Source organism: Georgenia yuyongxinii, from assembly GCF_006352065.1.
Classification (GTDB): Bacteria; Actinomycetota; Actinomycetes; order Actinomycetales; family Actinomycetaceae; genus Georgenia; species Georgenia yuyongxinii.
Genome location: NZ_CP040915.1, coordinates 433,266 through 448,864 on the forward strand (window position 1 = coordinate 433,266; position 15,599 = coordinate 448,864).

Annotated in this window: 16 protein-coding genes and 1 tRNA gene; 7 read left to right on the top strand and 10 right to left on the bottom strand. The window is 71.3% G+C overall.

All coding sequences use genetic code 11. From position 1 onward, the window contains the following. Positions 1 to 152: 152 nt before the first annotated feature. Positions 153 to 1,064: a methylisocitrate lyase gene (gene prpB / locus FE374_RS01925; protein WP_139926989.1), complete on the top strand. Its 912-nt coding sequence runs from the start codon at positions 153 to 155 to the stop codon at positions 1,062 to 1,064. Between the two features lie 3 nt (positions 1,065 to 1,067). Beyond that, positions 1,068 to 2,186, top strand: coding sequence for a bifunctional 2-methylcitrate synthase/citrate synthase (locus FE374_RS01930; protein ID WP_139926990.1), 1,119 nt, complete (start codon positions 1,068 to 1,070; stop codon positions 2,184 to 2,186). Positions 2,187 to 2,504: 318 nt separating this feature from the next. Here the strand turns inward: FE374_RS01930 and FE374_RS19030 are convergent, their stop codons facing one another. Further along, positions 2,505 to 2,654, bottom strand: a complete 150-nt coding sequence (locus FE374_RS19030) for a hypothetical protein (RefSeq protein ID WP_168205540.1) — start codon at positions 2,652 to 2,654, stop codon at positions 2,505 to 2,507. A gap of 93 nt (positions 2,655 to 2,747) precedes the next feature. Here FE374_RS19030 and FE374_RS01935 point away from each other — a divergent pair, with 93 nt between their 5' ends. Further along, positions 2,748 to 3,695 (top strand): GlxA family transcriptional regulator, encoded by a 948-nt coding sequence (locus FE374_RS01935; protein ID WP_139926991.1) that lies wholly within the window; start codon positions 2,748 to 2,750, stop codon positions 3,693 to 3,695. 136 nt (positions 3,696 to 3,831) lie between these two features. Here the strand turns inward: FE374_RS01935 and FE374_RS01940 are convergent, their stop codons facing one another. The 4 genes from FE374_RS01940 to FE374_RS01955 form a co-directional block, all read right to left on the bottom strand. Next, a complete protein-coding gene (locus FE374_RS01940; RefSeq protein ID WP_139926992.1) occupies positions 3,832 to 4,317 on the bottom strand; it encodes an NUDIX hydrolase in 486 nt (161 codons plus the stop codon). Between the two features lie 36 nt (positions 4,318 to 4,353). After that, the gene (locus FE374_RS01945) at positions 4,354 to 5,055 is read right to left on the bottom strand and encodes a VIT1/CCC1 transporter family protein (RefSeq protein ID WP_223173619.1); all 702 of its coding nucleotides are present in this window, start codon (positions 5,053 to 5,055) and stop codon (positions 4,354 to 4,356) included. 303 nt (positions 5,056 to 5,358) lie between these two features. Continuing rightward, positions 5,359 to 5,859: an aromatic ring-opening dioxygenase LigA gene (locus FE374_RS01950; RefSeq protein WP_139926994.1), complete on the bottom strand. Its 501-nt coding sequence runs from the start codon at positions 5,857 to 5,859 to the stop codon at positions 5,359 to 5,361. 224 nt (positions 5,860 to 6,083) lie between these two features. Further along, positions 6,084 to 8,012: a histidine kinase gene (locus tag FE374_RS01955; protein WP_139926995.1), complete on the bottom strand. Its 1,929-nt coding sequence runs from the start codon at positions 8,010 to 8,012 to the stop codon at positions 6,084 to 6,086. A 179-nt stretch (positions 8,013 to 8,191) separates the two neighbouring features. Between FE374_RS01955 and FE374_RS01960 the strand changes: the two genes are divergently transcribed. Beyond that, complete coding sequence (locus FE374_RS01960) at positions 8,192 to 8,836, top strand: hypothetical protein (protein ID WP_139926996.1); 645 nt, start codon at positions 8,192 to 8,194, stop codon at positions 8,834 to 8,836. Here FE374_RS01960 and FE374_RS01965 read toward each other — a convergent pair. From FE374_RS01965 to FE374_RS01980, 4 genes are all read right to left on the bottom strand, one after another. Next, complete coding sequence (locus tag FE374_RS01965) at positions 8,819 to 9,481, bottom strand: response regulator (protein ID WP_139926997.1); 663 nt, start codon at positions 9,479 to 9,481, stop codon at positions 8,819 to 8,821. The genes FE374_RS01960 and FE374_RS01965 overlap by 18 nt on opposite strands. A gap of 189 nt (positions 9,482 to 9,670) precedes the next feature. Beyond that, a tRNA-Pro gene (locus FE374_RS01970) sits at positions 9,671 to 9,744 on the bottom strand. Positions 9,745 to 9,818: 74 nt separating this feature from the next. Beyond that, entirely contained in the window at positions 9,819 to 10,796 is a 978-nt protein-coding gene (locus FE374_RS01975) for a metallophosphoesterase (protein WP_168205508.1), read from the bottom strand. Between the two features lie 7 nt (positions 10,797 to 10,803). Then, on the bottom strand, positions 10,804 to 13,269 hold the full coding sequence (locus tag FE374_RS01980) for a penicillin-binding protein (protein ID WP_168205541.1): 2,466 nt from the start codon (positions 13,267 to 13,269) through the stop codon (positions 10,804 to 10,806). 356 nt (positions 13,270 to 13,625) lie between these two features. Between FE374_RS01980 and FE374_RS01985 the strand changes: the two genes are divergently transcribed. From FE374_RS01985 to FE374_RS01995, 3 genes are all read left to right on the top strand, one after another. Next, complete coding sequence (locus FE374_RS01985; protein ID WP_139927000.1) at positions 13,626 to 13,967, top strand: WhiB family transcriptional regulator; 342 nt, start codon at positions 13,626 to 13,628, stop codon at positions 13,965 to 13,967. Between the two features lie 183 nt (positions 13,968 to 14,150). After that, entirely contained in the window at positions 14,151 to 14,315 is a 165-nt protein-coding gene (locus FE374_RS01990) for a DUF4177 domain-containing protein (protein WP_139927001.1), read from the top strand. Then, positions 14,312 to 14,779: a RidA family protein gene (locus tag FE374_RS01995; RefSeq protein ID WP_139927002.1), complete on the top strand. Its 468-nt coding sequence runs from the start codon at positions 14,312 to 14,314 to the stop codon at positions 14,777 to 14,779. The genes FE374_RS01990 and FE374_RS01995 overlap by 4 nt, the downstream gene beginning before the upstream one ends. Before the next feature lie 85 nt (positions 14,780 to 14,864). On the opposite strand, the gene FE374_RS02000 is transcribed toward FE374_RS01995, so the two are convergent. Next, positions 14,865 to 15,554 (bottom strand): Crp/Fnr family transcriptional regulator, encoded by a 690-nt coding sequence (locus tag FE374_RS02000; protein WP_139927003.1) that lies wholly within the window; start codon positions 15,552 to 15,554, stop codon positions 14,865 to 14,867. Between the last annotated feature and the right edge of the window lie 45 nt (positions 15,555 to 15,599).

The window sequence follows — 15,599 nt, forward strand, 5'->3', positions numbered from 1 at the left end:
CGTGGAGGAGGTCATGTCCGGAGCCTAGATCCAGCCGGTGACGTCGAACGGCGGCCAGCGGGTGCCCGCCGGGCGTGCGGCGCGCATGATGTGTGTGCTGCCGCGGCCGCCGTCGCTGCACGGTCACCGTGGACCGGAAGGGAGCACCACCGATGCTGCATGCCCGCACCAGCCCCGCCGCCAAGCGTGCGACGCTTCGTGAGCGGCTCAGCACCGCCGAGCAGCCGTTACGCCTGCCCGGGGCGTTCAACCCGCTGAGCGCGAAGCTCATCGAGGAGGCCGGCTTCGAGGGTGTCTACGTCTCCGGTGCCGTGCTCTCCGCCGACCTCGGACTGCCCGACATCGGCCTGACCACGCAGACGGAGGTCGCGCTGCGGGCCGGGCAGGTGGCGCGGGTGACGGAGCTGCCCACCATCGTCGACGCCGACACCGGCTTCGGTGAGCCGATGAACGTGGCCCGCACGATCCAGGTCCTGGAGGACAACGGACTGGCCGGGTGCCACATCGAGGACCAGGTCAACCCCAAGCGGTGCGGCCACCTCGCCGGCAAGGAGACGGTCGACACCACCACCGCCGTCAAACGCATCCGCGCCGCCGTGGACGCCCGCCGGGACGGCAACTTCCTCATCATCGCCCGCACGGACGTGCGGGCTGCCGAGGGACTGGCCAGCACCGTCGCCCGCGCGCGGGCACTCGTCGACGCCGGCGCCGACATGGTCTTCCCCGAGGCGATGGCCGACCTGGCCGAGTTCGAGGCTGTCGCACGGTCCGTCGACGTGCCCGTGCTGGCCAACATGACCGAGTTCGGCCGCTCCGCGCTCTTCACCGTTCGCCAGCTGGGCGAGGCCGGGGTGCGGCTGGTGATCTACCCGGTCACCCTCCTGCGCCTGGCCATGGGGGTGGCCGAGCGGGCGCTGGGGGTGCTTGCCGCGCAAGGCACCCAGGCGGACCTCGTCCCCGAGATGCAGACCAGGGCCCGCCTGTACGACCTGGTCGACTACGCCGCCTACAACGCCTTCGACGACCAGATCTTCACCTACCGCCCCGACACGCCGGAGGGCTGAGCCGTGGCCGCCGAGATCCACAAGGGCCTGGCCGGCGTCGTCGTCGACGTCACCGCCATCTCCAAGGTCAACCCCGAGACGAACTCCTTGCTCTACCGCGGCTACCCCGTCCAGCAGCTGGCCGCCCGGTCCACCCTCGAGGAGGTGGCGTACCTGCTCTGGCACGGGGAGCTGCCCGGGCCCGACGAGCTCGCCGTCCTCATCGCCGAGGGCCGCTCCGAGCGGTTCCTCTCCGAGGAGGTGCGTACCGCCGTCGAGGCCCTGCCGAAGACGTGCCACCCGATGGACGTGTGCCGCACCGCCGTGTCGGTGCTCGGGGCGCACCACCCCCGGGCGGAAGACCACTCCCGGGAGGCCGAGCTGTCCAAGGCCCTCCAGCTGTTCGCCGTCCTGCCGGCCGTCATCGCCCTGGACCAGCGACGCCGTCGCGCCCTGCCGCCGCTCGAGGCCCGCGCGGACCTCGGCTACGCGGAGAACTTTCTGTGGATGACGTTCGGCGAGGTGCCCGACGACGTGGCCCTGCGCGCGTTCGAGACCTCGCTGATCCTCTACGCCGAACACTCCTTCAACGCCTCCACGTTCGCCGCACGGGTCATCACCTCCACGCTCGCCGACCTGCACTCCGCCGTCACCGGAGCAGTGGGTGCTCTGAAGGGGCCGCTGCACGGTGGCGCGAACGAGGAGGTCATCCACCACTTCGCGGAGATCGGCACGGCCGCGAACGTGCCCGCCTGGCTTGACGCGCGGCTCGGCCGCAAGGATAAGGTGATGGGCTTCGGGCACCGGGTCTACAAGCACGGCGACTCCCGGGTGCCGACGATGCGCGCCGCACTTGTGGAGCTGGCGGAGCACCTCGGGCGCCAGGACGTGCTCGAGCTCTTCGACGCGCTGGAGTCCGGGATGCGCGAGCGCACCGGCATCGAGCCCAACCTCGACTACGCCACCGGCCCGGCCTACCACCTCATGGGGTTCGACCCGGGGGTGTTCACCCCGCTGTTCGTGGCGGCCCGGGTGCTGGGCTGGACCGCGCACATCATGGAGCAGCGGGCCGCCAACACATTGGTGCGGCCGCTGGCCGAGTACGTGGGCCCGGACGAGCGTGACGTGCCCGAGGGGGCGTGAGGATCCGGCGCTCAGCCCTCGCCGAACGCCACACGGCTCGCGAACCCGCGCAGCCGCACCGGCGCCGGGACACCGCGCCTGCCCCGCCGGCTTGTCCGCCGCGAAGTGGCGCCGCTCTCGGTCAGCACGCGGAACCGGCGCCGGTCTTGTCCCAGAGGTCCATCGTCTCTCTGTCTCGGTTGAGGGTTCCGGCGGCCGCGCCGGGTGAGGGCCTGGACCGGGAAGCGCTCCGCGGCGTGCTGCACGGCGAATCGGTGAGCGTTCGAGGAATCGGTCAGAGCGCGAGCCGGCCCAAGACAGGGGCAGGTCCGGTTTACGTCAGGTGAGCGACCACGGATCTCCGCCGAAGAGGTACTCGCCGCGTGGCGGCTGGCGGTGGGTGAAGGAGTGCCCGCGGTCGTCCTGCCAGATCACGTGGAGGAGGTAGGCGGCGGCGGTCAGGAACACGAGGGCCAGGATGAATGTCATGGCAGAAAGCATGCAACCGACCAGATCCTGCCACGAGTGGCAGATATGCCAGGTTACGTCGATTTACTGCCAACCCTGTGCCAGGATGCCTGCATGATCACCAACGTCGCGGCGATCGTCTACGACGGGGTGGCCCCGTTCGAGCTGGGTGTCGTCTGCGAGGCCTGGGGGACCGACCGGTCCGCGGACGGTCTGCCCACGTTCGACTTCGCCGTCTGCACCCCACGGCCCGGCGCCGTGGCCACCAACGCCGGCTTCGGCCTGCAGGTGCCGCACGACCTCGCCCGGGCGGCCGAGGCGGACCTCGTAGTGGTCCCGGCGGTGCCGCGCCACGACGAGGTGCCCTCCGACGTCGTCGAGGCACTCCAAGCGGCGTACGCCCGGGGTGCGCGAATCATGTCGGTGTGCTCGGGCGCCTTCGCGCTCGGTGCGGCCGGGCTGCTCGACGGCCGGCAGTGCACCACCCACTGGATGTTTGCCGCGGAGCTGGCCGAGCGGTTTCCCGCCGCCGAGGTGCTGCCCGAGGTGCTCTACGTCGACGCCGACCCGATCCTCACCAGCGCCGGCACGGCCGCCGGGGTGGACGCCAGCCTGTACCTGTGGCGCAAGGAGTTCGGCTCGGCGATCGCGAACCAGGTGGCCAGGCGCATGGTCGTGCCGCCGCAGCGCGAAGGCGGGCAGGCCCAGTTCATCCGCAACGCGGTGCCGGACCTTGAGGCCGAGACCCTCGGCCCCGTGCTGACCTGGATCGTCGAGCACCTCGACGAACCACTGGACGTGGACGCGCTCGCGGGCCGCGCGGCGATGTCCCCGCGCACCTTCGCACGCCGGTTCCGGGCCGAGACCGGCACCACCCCGCACGCGTGGGTCACCACGCAGCGCCTGCACCGGGCCGAGCACCTCCTCGAGGAGACCGACCGCCCGGTCGACTGGGTGGCCGCCGCCGTCGGCTTCACCCCCGCCGTGCTGCGCCATCACTTCGCGCAGACCCGCGGGCTGAGCCCGCAGCGCTACCGACGTCGGTTTTCCGCGCTGACCTGAGCGGCGCCTCGCCGTTTGCGGGGGCTCCGGGTGCGGGCCGCCAGGCTCGCCCCGTCCCGTTCCTGAGCCGCACCTGGCCGCCGCCGCACGTGTGTGGGTGACCGCGCGGGCGTGTCCCGTCGCGTTGGCGGAGCCGTCAGCGGGTGAAGTGGGGCCCGGCCGTCGGGTCGGCCCGGAATGCCAGGGCGTGGCCCAGCCGCTCCCGTGATGAGGCCGTCAGGTCCGCCGGGAGCTGGTGCAGCGGGTACCACGCCACGGCGAGGGACTCGTCGTCGGCCACGTGGGCCTCACCGCCGACGGGTTCGCACCAGAAGGTGAGGTCGAGGTACTGGGAGCGGTCGCCGTTGGGGTAGCGGACCTCCTCGCCCGCACCCACCGAAGTCAGGGCGTGGATGCGGACGTCGACGCCGGTTTCCTCAGCCACTTCGCGAACCAGCCCGCGGGCCGGCTGCTCCCCGGGCTCGAGAATCCCCGACGGCAGCGCCCAGCGGCCGTTGTCGGCCCGCCGGCCGAGCAGCACCCGGTCGGTGTCGTCGAGGACGACCCCCGTCACGCCGGGTAGCCACAGCAGCGAGGTGCCGATGTGCGAGCGCAGGGCGGTGATGAACGGCGGGACCGGCACGGCCCCGACCCTACGCCCGCGGCTGGGGTGGCGGCCTCAGACGAGCCCGGTGGTGCCGATGAGGCTGCCGATGAGGAAAGTCGCGGCCAGCGCCAGACCGCCGCCCAGGACCACCCGCGCGGCCGCACGCAGCGTCGAGCCGCCGCCGATCCACGAGGCGATCGTCCCGGTGAGGGCGAGGGCGACCAGGGTGGCGGCAAAGGTGACGGGCACCCGCACCGGCTCCGGGGGCAGCAGGATGGCGAGCATCGGCAGCACGGCACCGATGGTGAAGGCGACGGCGGAGGCCACGGCAGCGTGCCACGGGCTCACGACGTCGTCGAGGTCGAGGTTGTGCTTGGCGCGGAGCTGGGCCTCGAGGGGGTCGCGGGCGGTGAGCTCCTCCGCGACCTGGCGGGCTGTCCTCGGTGAGATACCCCGGGCCTCGTAGGCCCGCGCGAGGTCGGCCAGCTCACCGTCGGGGTCGTCGGTCAACGCCTGCCGCTCGATCTCGACCAGAGAGCGCTCGCTGTCACGCTGGCTGGAGACCGAGACGTACTCACCCAGCGCCATCGAGATCGCCCCGCCGACGACGGCGGCCATGCCGGCCGTCAGAATGGGCCCGGTCAGCGTGGTCGCCCCGGCGACGCCGACCACCACCGCGGCCGTGGACACGATGCCGTCGTTCGCGCCGAGCACGCCGGCGCGAAGCCAGTTCAGGCGCTGCGCCAGCCCGGACCCGCCACGACTGTCAGCCATGCGATCCGGCGAGGCGGGGCTGGTGAGAGTGTGGACCATGCTCCTCAGAAAAGCACTACAACGGCGAATCTTCAACGAAGGAAAGGATTGCCTAATTCACGCCGTGGACCACTTTTCCGCCATATCCCGCTTTCCTGGTGTTCTCTGGACAGGGCCTTGGACCGCGTCCGCTGACTTGTCGCACGCCGCCGCGTCCGCTGGTTCATGACGCGCCGCCTGGTTGCAGAACGGCGAAAGCCCCCGGGAGGAGCGACCTCTCCGGGGACTTTCGCTGTGCCGGGCCGGGCCCGCCGGCCGGCCCGTTCAGGCGGTGACCAGCTCAGGCTTGCGCTCGGCGGTCACGGGGGCGGTCTTGGCCAGGCCGGTGAAGGTCCAGCCGATGACGGCGAGGATGACGCCCAGGCCCATCACCAGGGCGGCGACGCCGTAGGCGACGACCGAGGTGAACAGCGAGGCCCGCAGGAACGAGGCGTTCATGACCGTGGTGCGCTGGCCCTGCAGCTCCTCGGCCAGGGCGGTGTCACCGGCGGCCTCGGCCTCCTTGACCAGTCCGCCGAGCTCGGCGTACGTGCGGCCCTCGGTGGCGGTCATGGCGTGCTCGTCGATGATCTGCGCCTCGGCGAAGGCGGAGAAGGGGCCGTTGACGTCGTCACCGGGCAGCATCTTCGAGTCCCCGGCGACGGTGATGTTCTGCTCGGCCAGGTTCGAGGTGATCAGGCCCCACGTCACCCCACCGGCGAGGATGAAGATGATGCCTGCGACGATCGCAACGATCCCGGTGACCTTGGCGGGCTTGAAGTTCATGACGGGTCCTTTCCGGATCCTGTATCGGCCACCGGACCTGTTGCCCGGTATCTCCTGCCGACACCCGAAATCTATGGCCGGGATTCGGAACAAACTGGGACAGAAGTCCTGACCCGACAAACTTCCCGGATCGGGCAGGCCGGACGCCCACCGACGGTCACTAACGACCTGCCAAGCTGCTGGGCGAACGCCCACGTGGCCGAGCGGGCGGAGAGCCGTGGCCGCTACTCCGAGCGGTCTGGCCCGCGGCCCCCGTTGACAGCCAAGCCCCTGCGGGGCACGGCGCGATCGGGCCGCTGAGGGAGCCGCGCGCGCAGCAGGAATCCGCCCGCCGAGGTCGCTTCGGCGGCGAGGCCGCCGCCCATGGTGCGGATGCGCTCGGCGGCCCCCGCCAGCCCGAACCCGGAGCCCGCCCCGGCGGGTGCTCCCCTGGGGGCATCGTTCTCGACGCTCACCGCGAGGTCGTCGTCCATACCCTCGACGCGCACCGACACTCGTGAACCGGGTGCATGCCGCGCACTGTTGGTGAGCCCCTCCTGCACCACCCGATAGACGGCGTGGGCGACCGCCGGATCCGTGGGTTCGGCCGAGACCGACACGTCGATCCGTAGGCCCGCGGCCCGCATCCGGTCGGCGAGTGCGACGATCCGCGCCTCGAGCGGGGCACCGACGGACGGGTCGGGCGACGCGCCGATCGTTGCGGCGAGCCGGTCGAGCTCGACGAGGGCCTCCTCGCCGGTGGCGACCACCTGGTCCAGGGCAGCGCGTGCGACTTCCGGGTGGTCGACGAAGGTCGCCTCAGCGGCCCCGGCGTGCAGCACCATGACGCCAAGGGCGTGGCTGGTCACGTCGTGGAGCTCGAGCGCGATCCGGCGCCGCTCCTCTTGTCGCGCCTGAGTGGTCGCGGCATCGAGTGCGGTCGCGTGCTCCCGGGTGCGCCGCTCGTGGGCCTCCTGCTCGCTCTCGCGCAGCGACCACGCGCGTCCCGTCGCGGCGGCCGCGATGGGCACCGCGAGGGTAGGGACGCTCGATGGGTCGGTCAGCGCGACGACGACGGCAGCGGCGGTCAGGGTGCAGCCGAATGCGATCCACACGGATCGTCGGCCGAGTGATCCGGTGGTCCATCCGAGCAGCGCGAGGGCGAGCAGCAGGGCTGTCACTATCGTGCTCGCCGCGCCAGGCAACAGCGACGAGGTCAGAGTCGCGACGACGAGGGCAGCGGATGCCACCGGCCACCGGCGGCGCACCGCGATGGCCGCTCCCAGCAGCAGCAACGGCAAGAGCGTGATCGGGTCGCCGGTATACCCGCTGAACTCGGGTGCGGTGACGATCTCCGCCATGGCCAGCGCACCGATGACAGCTCCGCTGAGGGCGTCGACCCAACCGAGCCGGCCCGGTGACCGGCGAGGCCCGCGGAGGTGGTGCCTCGCCGTCGTCGCTTCCTCATCAGCGGGATCCCGCAGCAGTCCGAGCATCCGGCGCATGTCCGTGACGGCGGCGGTTCCGCGCGTGGCGACACGGGTGATGTCGTCCCCGTCGAGGGTTGACGCGGCTCGCCCTGCATCGTCGCGCATCGTCGAAACCGCCTGGCGCACCACGACAACGAGTTCGCCGCCCAGGCGTTCCCGCTCCTGAGCGACGGCCACGGCGGCGAGCACCAGCGGGTCCTCGGCCGCGGTTCGCTCGGCCTCGACCCGGGCCGCCGCGGCGCGCTGCGACCGGTACCGAACCGCCCGGCCGAGTGCCCAGAGTCCTCCGAACAGGACGACGCCGTAGGCCGTGTCGGCGAACAGATCGAAGGCCGACGACCGGCTCAGCGCGAAGGCGGCGATCGCCGCGAAGATCAGCGCCCAGCCTCGCCACGCGGGTTCCCGGCGACCCACCATGAAGAAGGTCACGAGGACGCCGGGCATCCAAGCGGCGCTGCTGGTGGTGAGGCCGTACCCGACGATGGTCAGCAGCGCGCCGAGCCATGGCTGCACCCAGAGCAGCAGCACGGCGCCGAACGTCATGGGCACCGCGAGCAGTAGCGCGGTGGATGGCGGTGCGTCGCGGTCGCCCACGAACCACTCCGACGCCACCAGCACGGCAGTGGCGAGGGCGCATCCGGCCGCAGCCAGCCAGGGCGTACGGAACCGGAGCGCGTCCTTCATGGTCGGAGCGTAGGAGAGAGGGGCCGGACCACACACCGTCGGCGAGGAGGACCCCGCATCATCCGCGCCGCGAGCTCCGACCACTCCCGCAGCGAGTGGATCGTGGTTGCGGCGGGGGATCCGCTGCGACGACGGTCCGGCCGACCCTTGTGGTGCCACCGGACAACGAAAGGATCGCCATGTCCCGCACCAACGCCGTCGCCCTTGTCTGCACCCTCCTGCTCGCCGCACTCGCCATCGGTGACGCGCTCGCCTACCCCCTGACGGGCGTCTCGCTCGCCTCCGACCGCAACGGGGCCGGCAGCCATCTCGAAGGTCCGTTCTGGGAGGGACTGGTGAACGTCATCCACGGGATCGCCTACCTCGCGCCGGTCGTCGTGCTGCTCACTGTCGCGGGGCCCGTCTTCCACCGTCGACCGTGGCGGCAGGGGCTGCGCTGGCTGAGCATCGTCGGCATGACACTCATGGGCCTCGGGTTCCTGGTGTCCGCGTTCCTCCCGGGCGTCGCGGTCGACATCGTCGAGATTCTTCTCGGTGTCGGATTCCTCGTGACCCTCGTGGTGCCCGGCGCCCTCGGCTTCACGCTGCTCGTGCAGGGCGACCGTTCGCCCTCCGCATGGTTGCTCGCCGCTGCCCCCCTGGCGCTCGTCGCCGCGTTCGCGTTGGACGCGCTCGGCTCGCCGTGGGGCCACCCCGGCTACGGTGAGGCGCTCGCGTACTGCGGGTACGCGCTCCTCGGCTGGCGCGGCACGGTGTCGGTCGGCCGCAGTGGGCGGCGGGCTGATGTCGTGCCCCAGCCCGAGCCCTCAGATTCGATCGCCTGAGGGGCGGACCACTCCCGACTCGTAGGCGTGCACGACCGCCTGGATGCGGTCGTGCACCCCGAGCTTCGCGAGGATGCGAGTGACGTGTGTCTTTACTGTCGCCTCGCCCAGGTAGAGCCGCGCAGCGATCTCAGCGTTGCTCGCGCCGGTGGCGAGCTCCAGGAAGACATCGCGTTCGCGTTCTGTGAGCTCACGCAGCGTCCGCTCGGCCGACCTGCTCGACGGGGCCGTCACGAAGGTCTCGACGAGCCTTCGGGTGACCGTCGGAGCGAACATCAGCTCGCCCTGGTGCACGCGCCGGATCGCCGCCACCAGTTCGGTGCGTGGCGTCGTCTTCAGCAGGAACCCCGAGGCGCCCGCACGCAGCGAGTCGGCCACGTAGTCGTCGAGGTCGAACGTGGTGAGCATGATCACGCGCGCAGCAGGCCTCTCCGAGATGACGGCCAGCACGGCGGCGATGCCGTCCCCGCCGGGCATCTCGACGTCCATGAGGACCACGTCGGCCCCCGCGGCGGCCGCGACGCGGGCCGCGGCCGGACCGCTCTCGGCCTCGCCGACGACCACGATGTCGTCCTCGGCCTCGAGGATCGTGCGGAGCCCGACCCTGATGAGGTCCTGGTCGTCGGCGATCACCACTCGGATCATGCGGTGCCTCCCTCGACGAGACCCATGTAGTCGGGCCGAACACTACCGCCGGGGATGTCGTCGCCCTTGGTCCACGACAGCCAACCTCGTGGCACGAGTGCGGCCCGCGGAGGACCTTCTCACGGAACCCGGAACAGTCGAGGCCCCTGGTCCGCGTCTCCGCAGGCCAGGGGCCTCTTGTCACCACAGTCGGGGTGGCGGGATTCGAACCCACGACCTCTTCGTCCCGAACGAAGCGCGCTACCAAGCTGCGCCACACCCCGGTGCAACCGGATCAGACTAACCGAGGCAGGCCCCGTCCGTGAAACCGGCCGGCCCGGATGAGACCGACGCCACCTCAGGCGCGCGGCGTGAGGGTGAGCAACGACGCCTCCGGCCGGCAGGCGAAACGGACCGGCGTATACGGGCTGGTGCCGAGGCCGGCTGAGACGTGCAACCACACGGACCCAGCCCCGCCGGGTCCGTCCGGCCGGGGTCCGGGCCACCCGTGGAGGCCGCTGGCCCGCGAGCGGTCCAGGTCGCAGTTGGTCACCAGCGCCCCGGCAAACGGCAAGCACAGCTGCCCCCCGTGGGTGTGGCCGGCGAGGACCAGGTCGCACCCGTCGTCGCGCATCGCCTCGAGCACCCGGACGTAGGGCGCGTGGGTGACGCCCAGGTGCAGACGGCTCGCCGGCGAACCACCGGAACCTGCGTGGGCGGCCGTCACGCCGTCGCCGGCCGTCACGCCGTCAGCGGTCGTCCGGGGGCCCGGGAAGCGGTCGCGGTCGAGGTGGGGGTCGTCGACGCCCACGAGGCTGATCTCGGTGTCGCCCACACGGGCGGTGTCGCGGCGGTTGGTGAGGTCGTTCCAGCCCGCCTGGCGGAAGGCATGAGCCATCTCCTGCGAGGGCAGACGGGCCGGCTCGGGAGGTATCGCGGTGCGCGCGTCGGGCAGGAGGTACCGGGCCGGGTTCTTCGGCCGTGGTGCGAAGTAGTCGTTGGAGCCGAGTACGAAGGCGCCGGGCCGGTCCAGCAGCGGGCCGTACGCCTCGAGCACGGCGGGCAGTGCCGCGCGGTGCGCCATGTTGTCCCCGGTCGTCACCACGAAGTCGGGCTCGAGCCGGTCGAGCGCTTGGACCCACGCGATCTTGTCGCGCTGGTGGGGTGTCAGGTGCAGGTCGGAGACGTGCAGAACGCGGATGGGTGGGGCCCCGGCCGGCAGCACCGGCAGGCTGTACCGGCGCAGGGTGTACAGCCTGGCCTCGGTCAGCGCCCAGCCGAGCCCGCCGAGGGCGAGCGCTGCGAGAGCCCGCCCGACGGCGGGGCGGCGCGGCACCGCCACCTTAGTTGAACGGGAAGTCGTCGGGGAAGAAGTCTTCCGGGCGCGGAACCGACGTGGGGGCAGGCCCGCCGCCGCCGTTGCCGCCGCCGTTACCCTCGCCGTCGCCGCCGGGGGCGGGGGCATCGGCGGGCGGCGGCGGGGCCGGCTGGGTGGCCGGACCGGAGCTGGGCACGATCGTTACCGTGATGCCGGGTGTCACGCGCGCCCCGGCGGCCGGGGAGGTCGCCGCCACGCCGCCGGCCTGCCACTCCGACGGCACCGGGGTGCCGAGGCTCACGTTGAACCCGCTCTGCTGCAAGATGGCCTGCGCCTGGTCGACCGGACGGCCCACGACGTTCGGCACCGGGACACGGTTGCCGAAGACCTGCCGGGCGCTTGCCTGGGCGAACTGTTCCACGGGCTGCCCCTCCAGTGCCCGGGTCGTGTACCGCTGCCAGGTCTGGGCCGGGAAGGAGCCGCCGTAGACCCACCGGTTCCGCACCCCGTTGATGACGCTGCCCATCATCGAGATGTCGGCGTTCGAGTGACCCATCCACACCGCCGTCGCCAGCTGCGGGGTGTAGCCCACGAACCACGCGTGCGCGTCGTCGTTCGCCGTCCCCGTCTTGCCCGCCGCGGGCCGGCCGGGCAGCACGGCCCGGATCCCGGTGGAGCCCCGCTGCGGCGAGACCACCTGCTGCAGGGCGTGGTTGACGCCGTTGACGACATCGGGCTCGATCACCTGGGTGCAGCTCGACTGCGGCACTGTCACATCGTTGCCGTCGCGGTCCTGCACCGCGGTGATGGCCACCGGGGTGCAGTAGGTGCCGCCGGCGGCGAGCGTGGCGAAGGCGTTGGCCATCCCGAGTGGCGTGACGGTGTTCGTGCCGAGCACGGCGGCCGGGTTGGGCAGGAGGTCGCCGCCGTTGCCGAGCCGCAGGCCCATCTTCTCGGCGTTGTCGATGATCCCGCACATGTCCATCTGGTTGGCCATCTCGATGTACGAGAGGTTCACCGACATCCGGGTGGCTTCCAGGACGGACATCATCGGCGCGCTGGGCACGCCCTCGACGTTGGTCGCGTTGTTGTAGTTGTCCTTGTACTCCGGTGCGCAGGAGATGGTCCAGGTGTTACGCGGGAAGGAGCGCTTGTTCGAGGCCACCATGTCGCTGAGCGAGTGGCCGGTCTCCAGCCACTCGATGAGCGTGAAGACCTTGAAGGTGGAGCCGGACTGGAAGCCGACGCCGCCGCCGTGCCCCAGGCCCACGTTGAGGTTGACCTTCGTGGCACTTGGGTCCGTCTCGGTCGTGTTGCCGTAGTTGGTGTTCTGGGCCATCGCGAGGATCTTGCCGCTGCCCGGCTCCACCGAGGACATCGCCATCTCGACGCCGGAGGGGTCGTTCACCGGCACGGAGGCGGTGACCTCTTCGTAGGCCGCCTGCTGCTTGGCCCGGTCCAGCGTGGTGTGGATGACCAGGCCACCGCGGTAGAGCATCTGCTGACGCTCGGCGCGGTCCTTGCCCCAGCTCTCGTTGTTGAGCAGGTCCTTGACCACGTACTCGCAGAAGTACGCGGCCGTCGCCGCCGCCGCGCACCCGTTGGGCGCGCTCTGGATGTCGAGCATGTCCGCCAGCGGGATCGCCACGGCCTCGTCGTACTCGGCCCGGGTGATGAAGTCCTGGTCCAGCATGGTGCCGAGCACCACGTTCCGTCGCTCCTGGGCCTTCTCCGGGTTGCGGACGGGGTCCCATCGTGCCGGTGACTGGGTGATGCCCGCGAGCATCGCGGACTGCGCGATGGTCAGGTCCGCCGCGGAGGTGTTGAAGTAGTGCCGGGCTGCCGCCTCGACGCCGTACTGTGACGGGCCGAACTGGGCGATGTTGAGGTAGCCCTCCAGGATGTCGTCCTTGGGCACGCGCTGCTCGAGGCCGATGGCCAAGCGCGCCTCGCGCAGCTTGCGGCCCATCGACGTCTCCGTGGCCTCCGCGATGGCCTGGTCGTCCCCGGACACGCGGCCGGCCTCGATGAGGACGTTCTTCACGTACTGCTGCGTCAGCGTCGAGGCGCCCTCCAGCTGGCCGCCCGCGATGTTGTTGACGGCAGCGCGTAGCATGCCCTCGGGGTCGATACCGCGGTGGTCGTAGAAGCGGCGGTCCTCCACCGCGACGACGGCGTCGCGTACGTGCTGGGAGATCTGGTCCAGCCCCACCACGATGCGGTTCTCCGCGTAGAAGGTGGCGATCGTCGAACCGTCGGCGGCGAGGATGACGCTCTGCTCGGACGGCTCAGGAATGGCCAGCTCGCTGGGCAGGTCCTCGAAGAGGTCCGTCGACGCGGTACTGACGGTGCCCATGGCCCCCACCGCGGGCATGAGCAGGCCGGCGGTGAGCACGCCACCGAGGCCCGCGACGAGCAGGAACGCCAGCAGCATGGAGAGCAGCTGCATCGGCTTCACGGTGCGGCCGGAGGACGACGGTGCTGGCGACATAGACATAGGGTACGTGGCCCGTCCGACATCGATCAGGTGCAACGTGCGGCCGGTCCGCCGGGCACCGCACCCGGCGCGCGTAAAGCCGACCGTCGGCCGGCTTTACGCGACGACGGAAATCCCGCCGGCTCCTCGGTCACCGCCGCCATGCTGACCAGGGCAGACGTTCTGGGTACCACGCAATTGATGTGACGTGTCGGCAGGACACGCCAATTTTCGTCTAGGGGCTTCCGTGATTCCCCTCACACCGGATAACGTCACCCGTAGACAAATACCGTCCGACGACCACCGGACGGGTGAGACCCGGCTGTCGACCACCAGACGGGCTCGTTTGTCTCTGGGACGTAGGAGGAACCATGTGGGACAACGAGGATCAGACGTGGGCTTCACGGGCGGCGTGCGCGACCGGGGAGCCCGACGCATTGTTCGTCCGTGGCGCCGCGCAGCGCGTCGCTCGTGAGCTGTGCTTCAGCTGCAAGGTCCGGATGGAGTGCCTCGCCGACGCGTTGAGCTCGCAGACGAGCTTCGGCGTGTGGGGAGGGCTGACGGAACGAGAGCGGCGCGCGTTGCTGCGGCGCTACCCCGAAGTGACGGACTGGGCGGGCTGGCTGCGCCAGGAGGACGACGAGCTCATCGCCGAGCTGCGCGCACAGCGTGCCCCGCGGATCCTCGCTCGTACGCGGGTGCAGCTGGCCTGAGCGGCGCACTGACCGGGGCGTGATCTCACGGATGGGTGGCCGGTGTGACGTGGCCGAGGAACTGGTCGTCGAGCCGACCAGTTCCTCGGCGTCGTTCACGCGGGCTGGTGCGCTCGCCCTGCGCGCCGCTGCTCCGCGCTCCGTCACACGGGGGCATCGGACGGCGCTGCTTAGGATGACGCCATGACCACATGGGAGTACGCGACGATTCCTTTGCTCACCCACAACACCAAGGCCATCCTCGACCAGTGGGGTGAGGACGGCTGGGAGCTGGTGCAGGTCGTGCCGGGCCCGACCGGGTCGGCGAACCTAGTGGCCTACCTCAAGCGGCCCAAGGGCGAGAAGTGAGCGCCACCGAGCGGCTGGCCGACATCGGCGTGACCCTGCCGCCGGTGCCGCGGCCCGCCGGCGTGTACGTCCCGGCGCTGCGGCACGGGAACCTGGTGTACACCTCCGGGCAGCTACCCCTCGTCAACGGCAACCTGACGGTGACCGGCAGGGTCGGCGACTCCGCGGACGCCGTCGACCCGGCGGACGCCAACGTGGCCGCCCGCACGTGCGTGCTCAACGCGCTCGCGGCCGCCGCTGAGGCCGCCGGCGGGCTCGACAACATCGAACGGGTGGTGAAGGTGACCGGTTTCGTCGCCTCCGAGCCGTCCTTCACCGGACAACCCGGGGTGATCAACGGCGCCTCGCAGCTGCTCGGCGAGATCTTCGGTGCCGCCGGCGCGCACGCCCGCTCCGCCGTCGGTGTGGCCGCCCTGCCGATGGACGCCCCGGTCGAGGTGGAGATCGTCGTCGCGGTGCGCTGACCACACTCGACGCTCAGGCCGCACGACCACGAAACGCCGACGGCGCCCCCTCACCTGAGGGGGCGCCGTCGTCGTTCGTGGGGAGTCAGCGGGCGCGGCGACGCAGCCGGTCGAGGTCGAGCAGCAGGACGGCGCGGCCCTCGAGCCGGATCCAGCCGCGGGAGACGAACTCCGCCAGGGACTTGTTGACCGTCTCGCGGGAGGCGCCCACCAGCTGGGCGAGCTCCTCCTGGGTGAGGTCGTGCGGCACGTGGACGCCGTCGTCGGTGATCTCGCCGAAGCGGTCCGCCAGGTCGAGGAGGGCCTTGGCCACGCGGCCGGGCACGTCGGAGAACACCAGGTCGGCCAGCGACTCGTTGGTGCGGCGCAGCCGCTGGGCGAGGGCCTTGAGCATGTGCTTGGCGAGCGAGGGCCGGCCCTCGAGGAACTCCATGAGGTCCTGGTGCTCGAGCTCGAGCAGCCGGGTGGGAGCCACCGCGGTCGCCGTCGTCGAGCGGGGGCCCGGGTCGAACAGGGTCAGCTCGCCGAGCAGCTCGCCCGGGCCGAGGACGGCGAGGAGGTTCTCGCGACCGTCAGGTGAGGTGTGCCCGAGCTTCACCTTGCCCTCGGTGAGGATGTACAGGCGGTCACCCGGGTCGCCCTCGTTGAAGAGGGTCTCGCCGCGCCGGAGCGAGGTCTCGCTCATCAGGCTGCGCAGCGCGGCCTGGTCCTGCTCGTCGAGAGCCTCGAAGAGCGGCACGGAGCCGATCACATTCTGTTCCACGGTGTGTCCCATCTGCCGGCGGGCGTCTGACTGCACTCTCTTGCGGGCCCGGAGGCG

What these genes read in the sequence shown, in the direction of transcription:
- FE374_RS01960 (WP_139926996.1), top strand. Translation starts at nt 8,192, where the DNA reads ATGTCCCGCACCAACGCCGTCGCCCTTGTCTGCACCCTCCTGCTCGCC.
- FE374_RS01935 (WP_139926991.1), top strand. Translation starts at nt 2,748, where the DNA reads ATGATCACCAACGTCGCGGCGATCGTCTACGACGGGGTGGCCCCGTTC.
- FE374_RS01955 (WP_139926995.1), bottom strand. Translation starts at nt 8,012, where the DNA reads ATGAAGGACGCGCTCCGGTTCCGTACGCCCTGGCTGGCTGCGGCCGGA.
- FE374_RS01945 (WP_223173619.1), bottom strand. Translation starts at nt 5,055, where the DNA reads ATGGCTGACAGTCGTGGCGGGTCCGGGCTGGCGCAGCGCCTGAACTGG.
- FE374_RS02000 (WP_139927003.1), bottom strand. Translation starts at nt 15,554, where the DNA reads ATGGGACACACCGTGGAACAGAATGTGATCGGCTCCGTGCCGCTCTTC.
- FE374_RS01950 (WP_139926994.1), bottom strand. Translation starts at nt 5,859, where the DNA reads ATGAACTTCAAGCCCGCCAAGGTCACCGGGATCGTTGCGATCGTCGCA.
- FE374_RS19030 (WP_168205540.1), bottom strand. Translation starts at nt 2,654, where the DNA reads ATGACATTCATCCTGGCCCTCGTGTTCCTGACCGCCGCCGCCTACCTC.
- FE374_RS01980 (WP_168205541.1), bottom strand. Translation starts at nt 13,269, where the DNA reads ATGTCGCCAGCACCGTCGTCCTCCGGCCGCACCGTGAAGCCGATGCAG.
- prpB (WP_139926989.1), top strand. Translation starts at nt 153, where the DNA reads ATGCTGCATGCCCGCACCAGCCCCGCCGCCAAGCGTGCGACGCTTCGT.
- FE374_RS01985 (WP_139927000.1), top strand. Translation starts at nt 13,626, where the DNA reads ATGTGGGACAACGAGGATCAGACGTGGGCTTCACGGGCGGCGTGCGCG.
- FE374_RS01965 (WP_139926997.1), bottom strand. Translation starts at nt 9,481, where the DNA reads ATGATCCGAGTGGTGATCGCCGACGACCAGGACCTCATCAGGGTCGGG.
- FE374_RS01990 (WP_139927001.1), top strand. Translation starts at nt 14,151, where the DNA reads ATGACCACATGGGAGTACGCGACGATTCCTTTGCTCACCCACAACACC.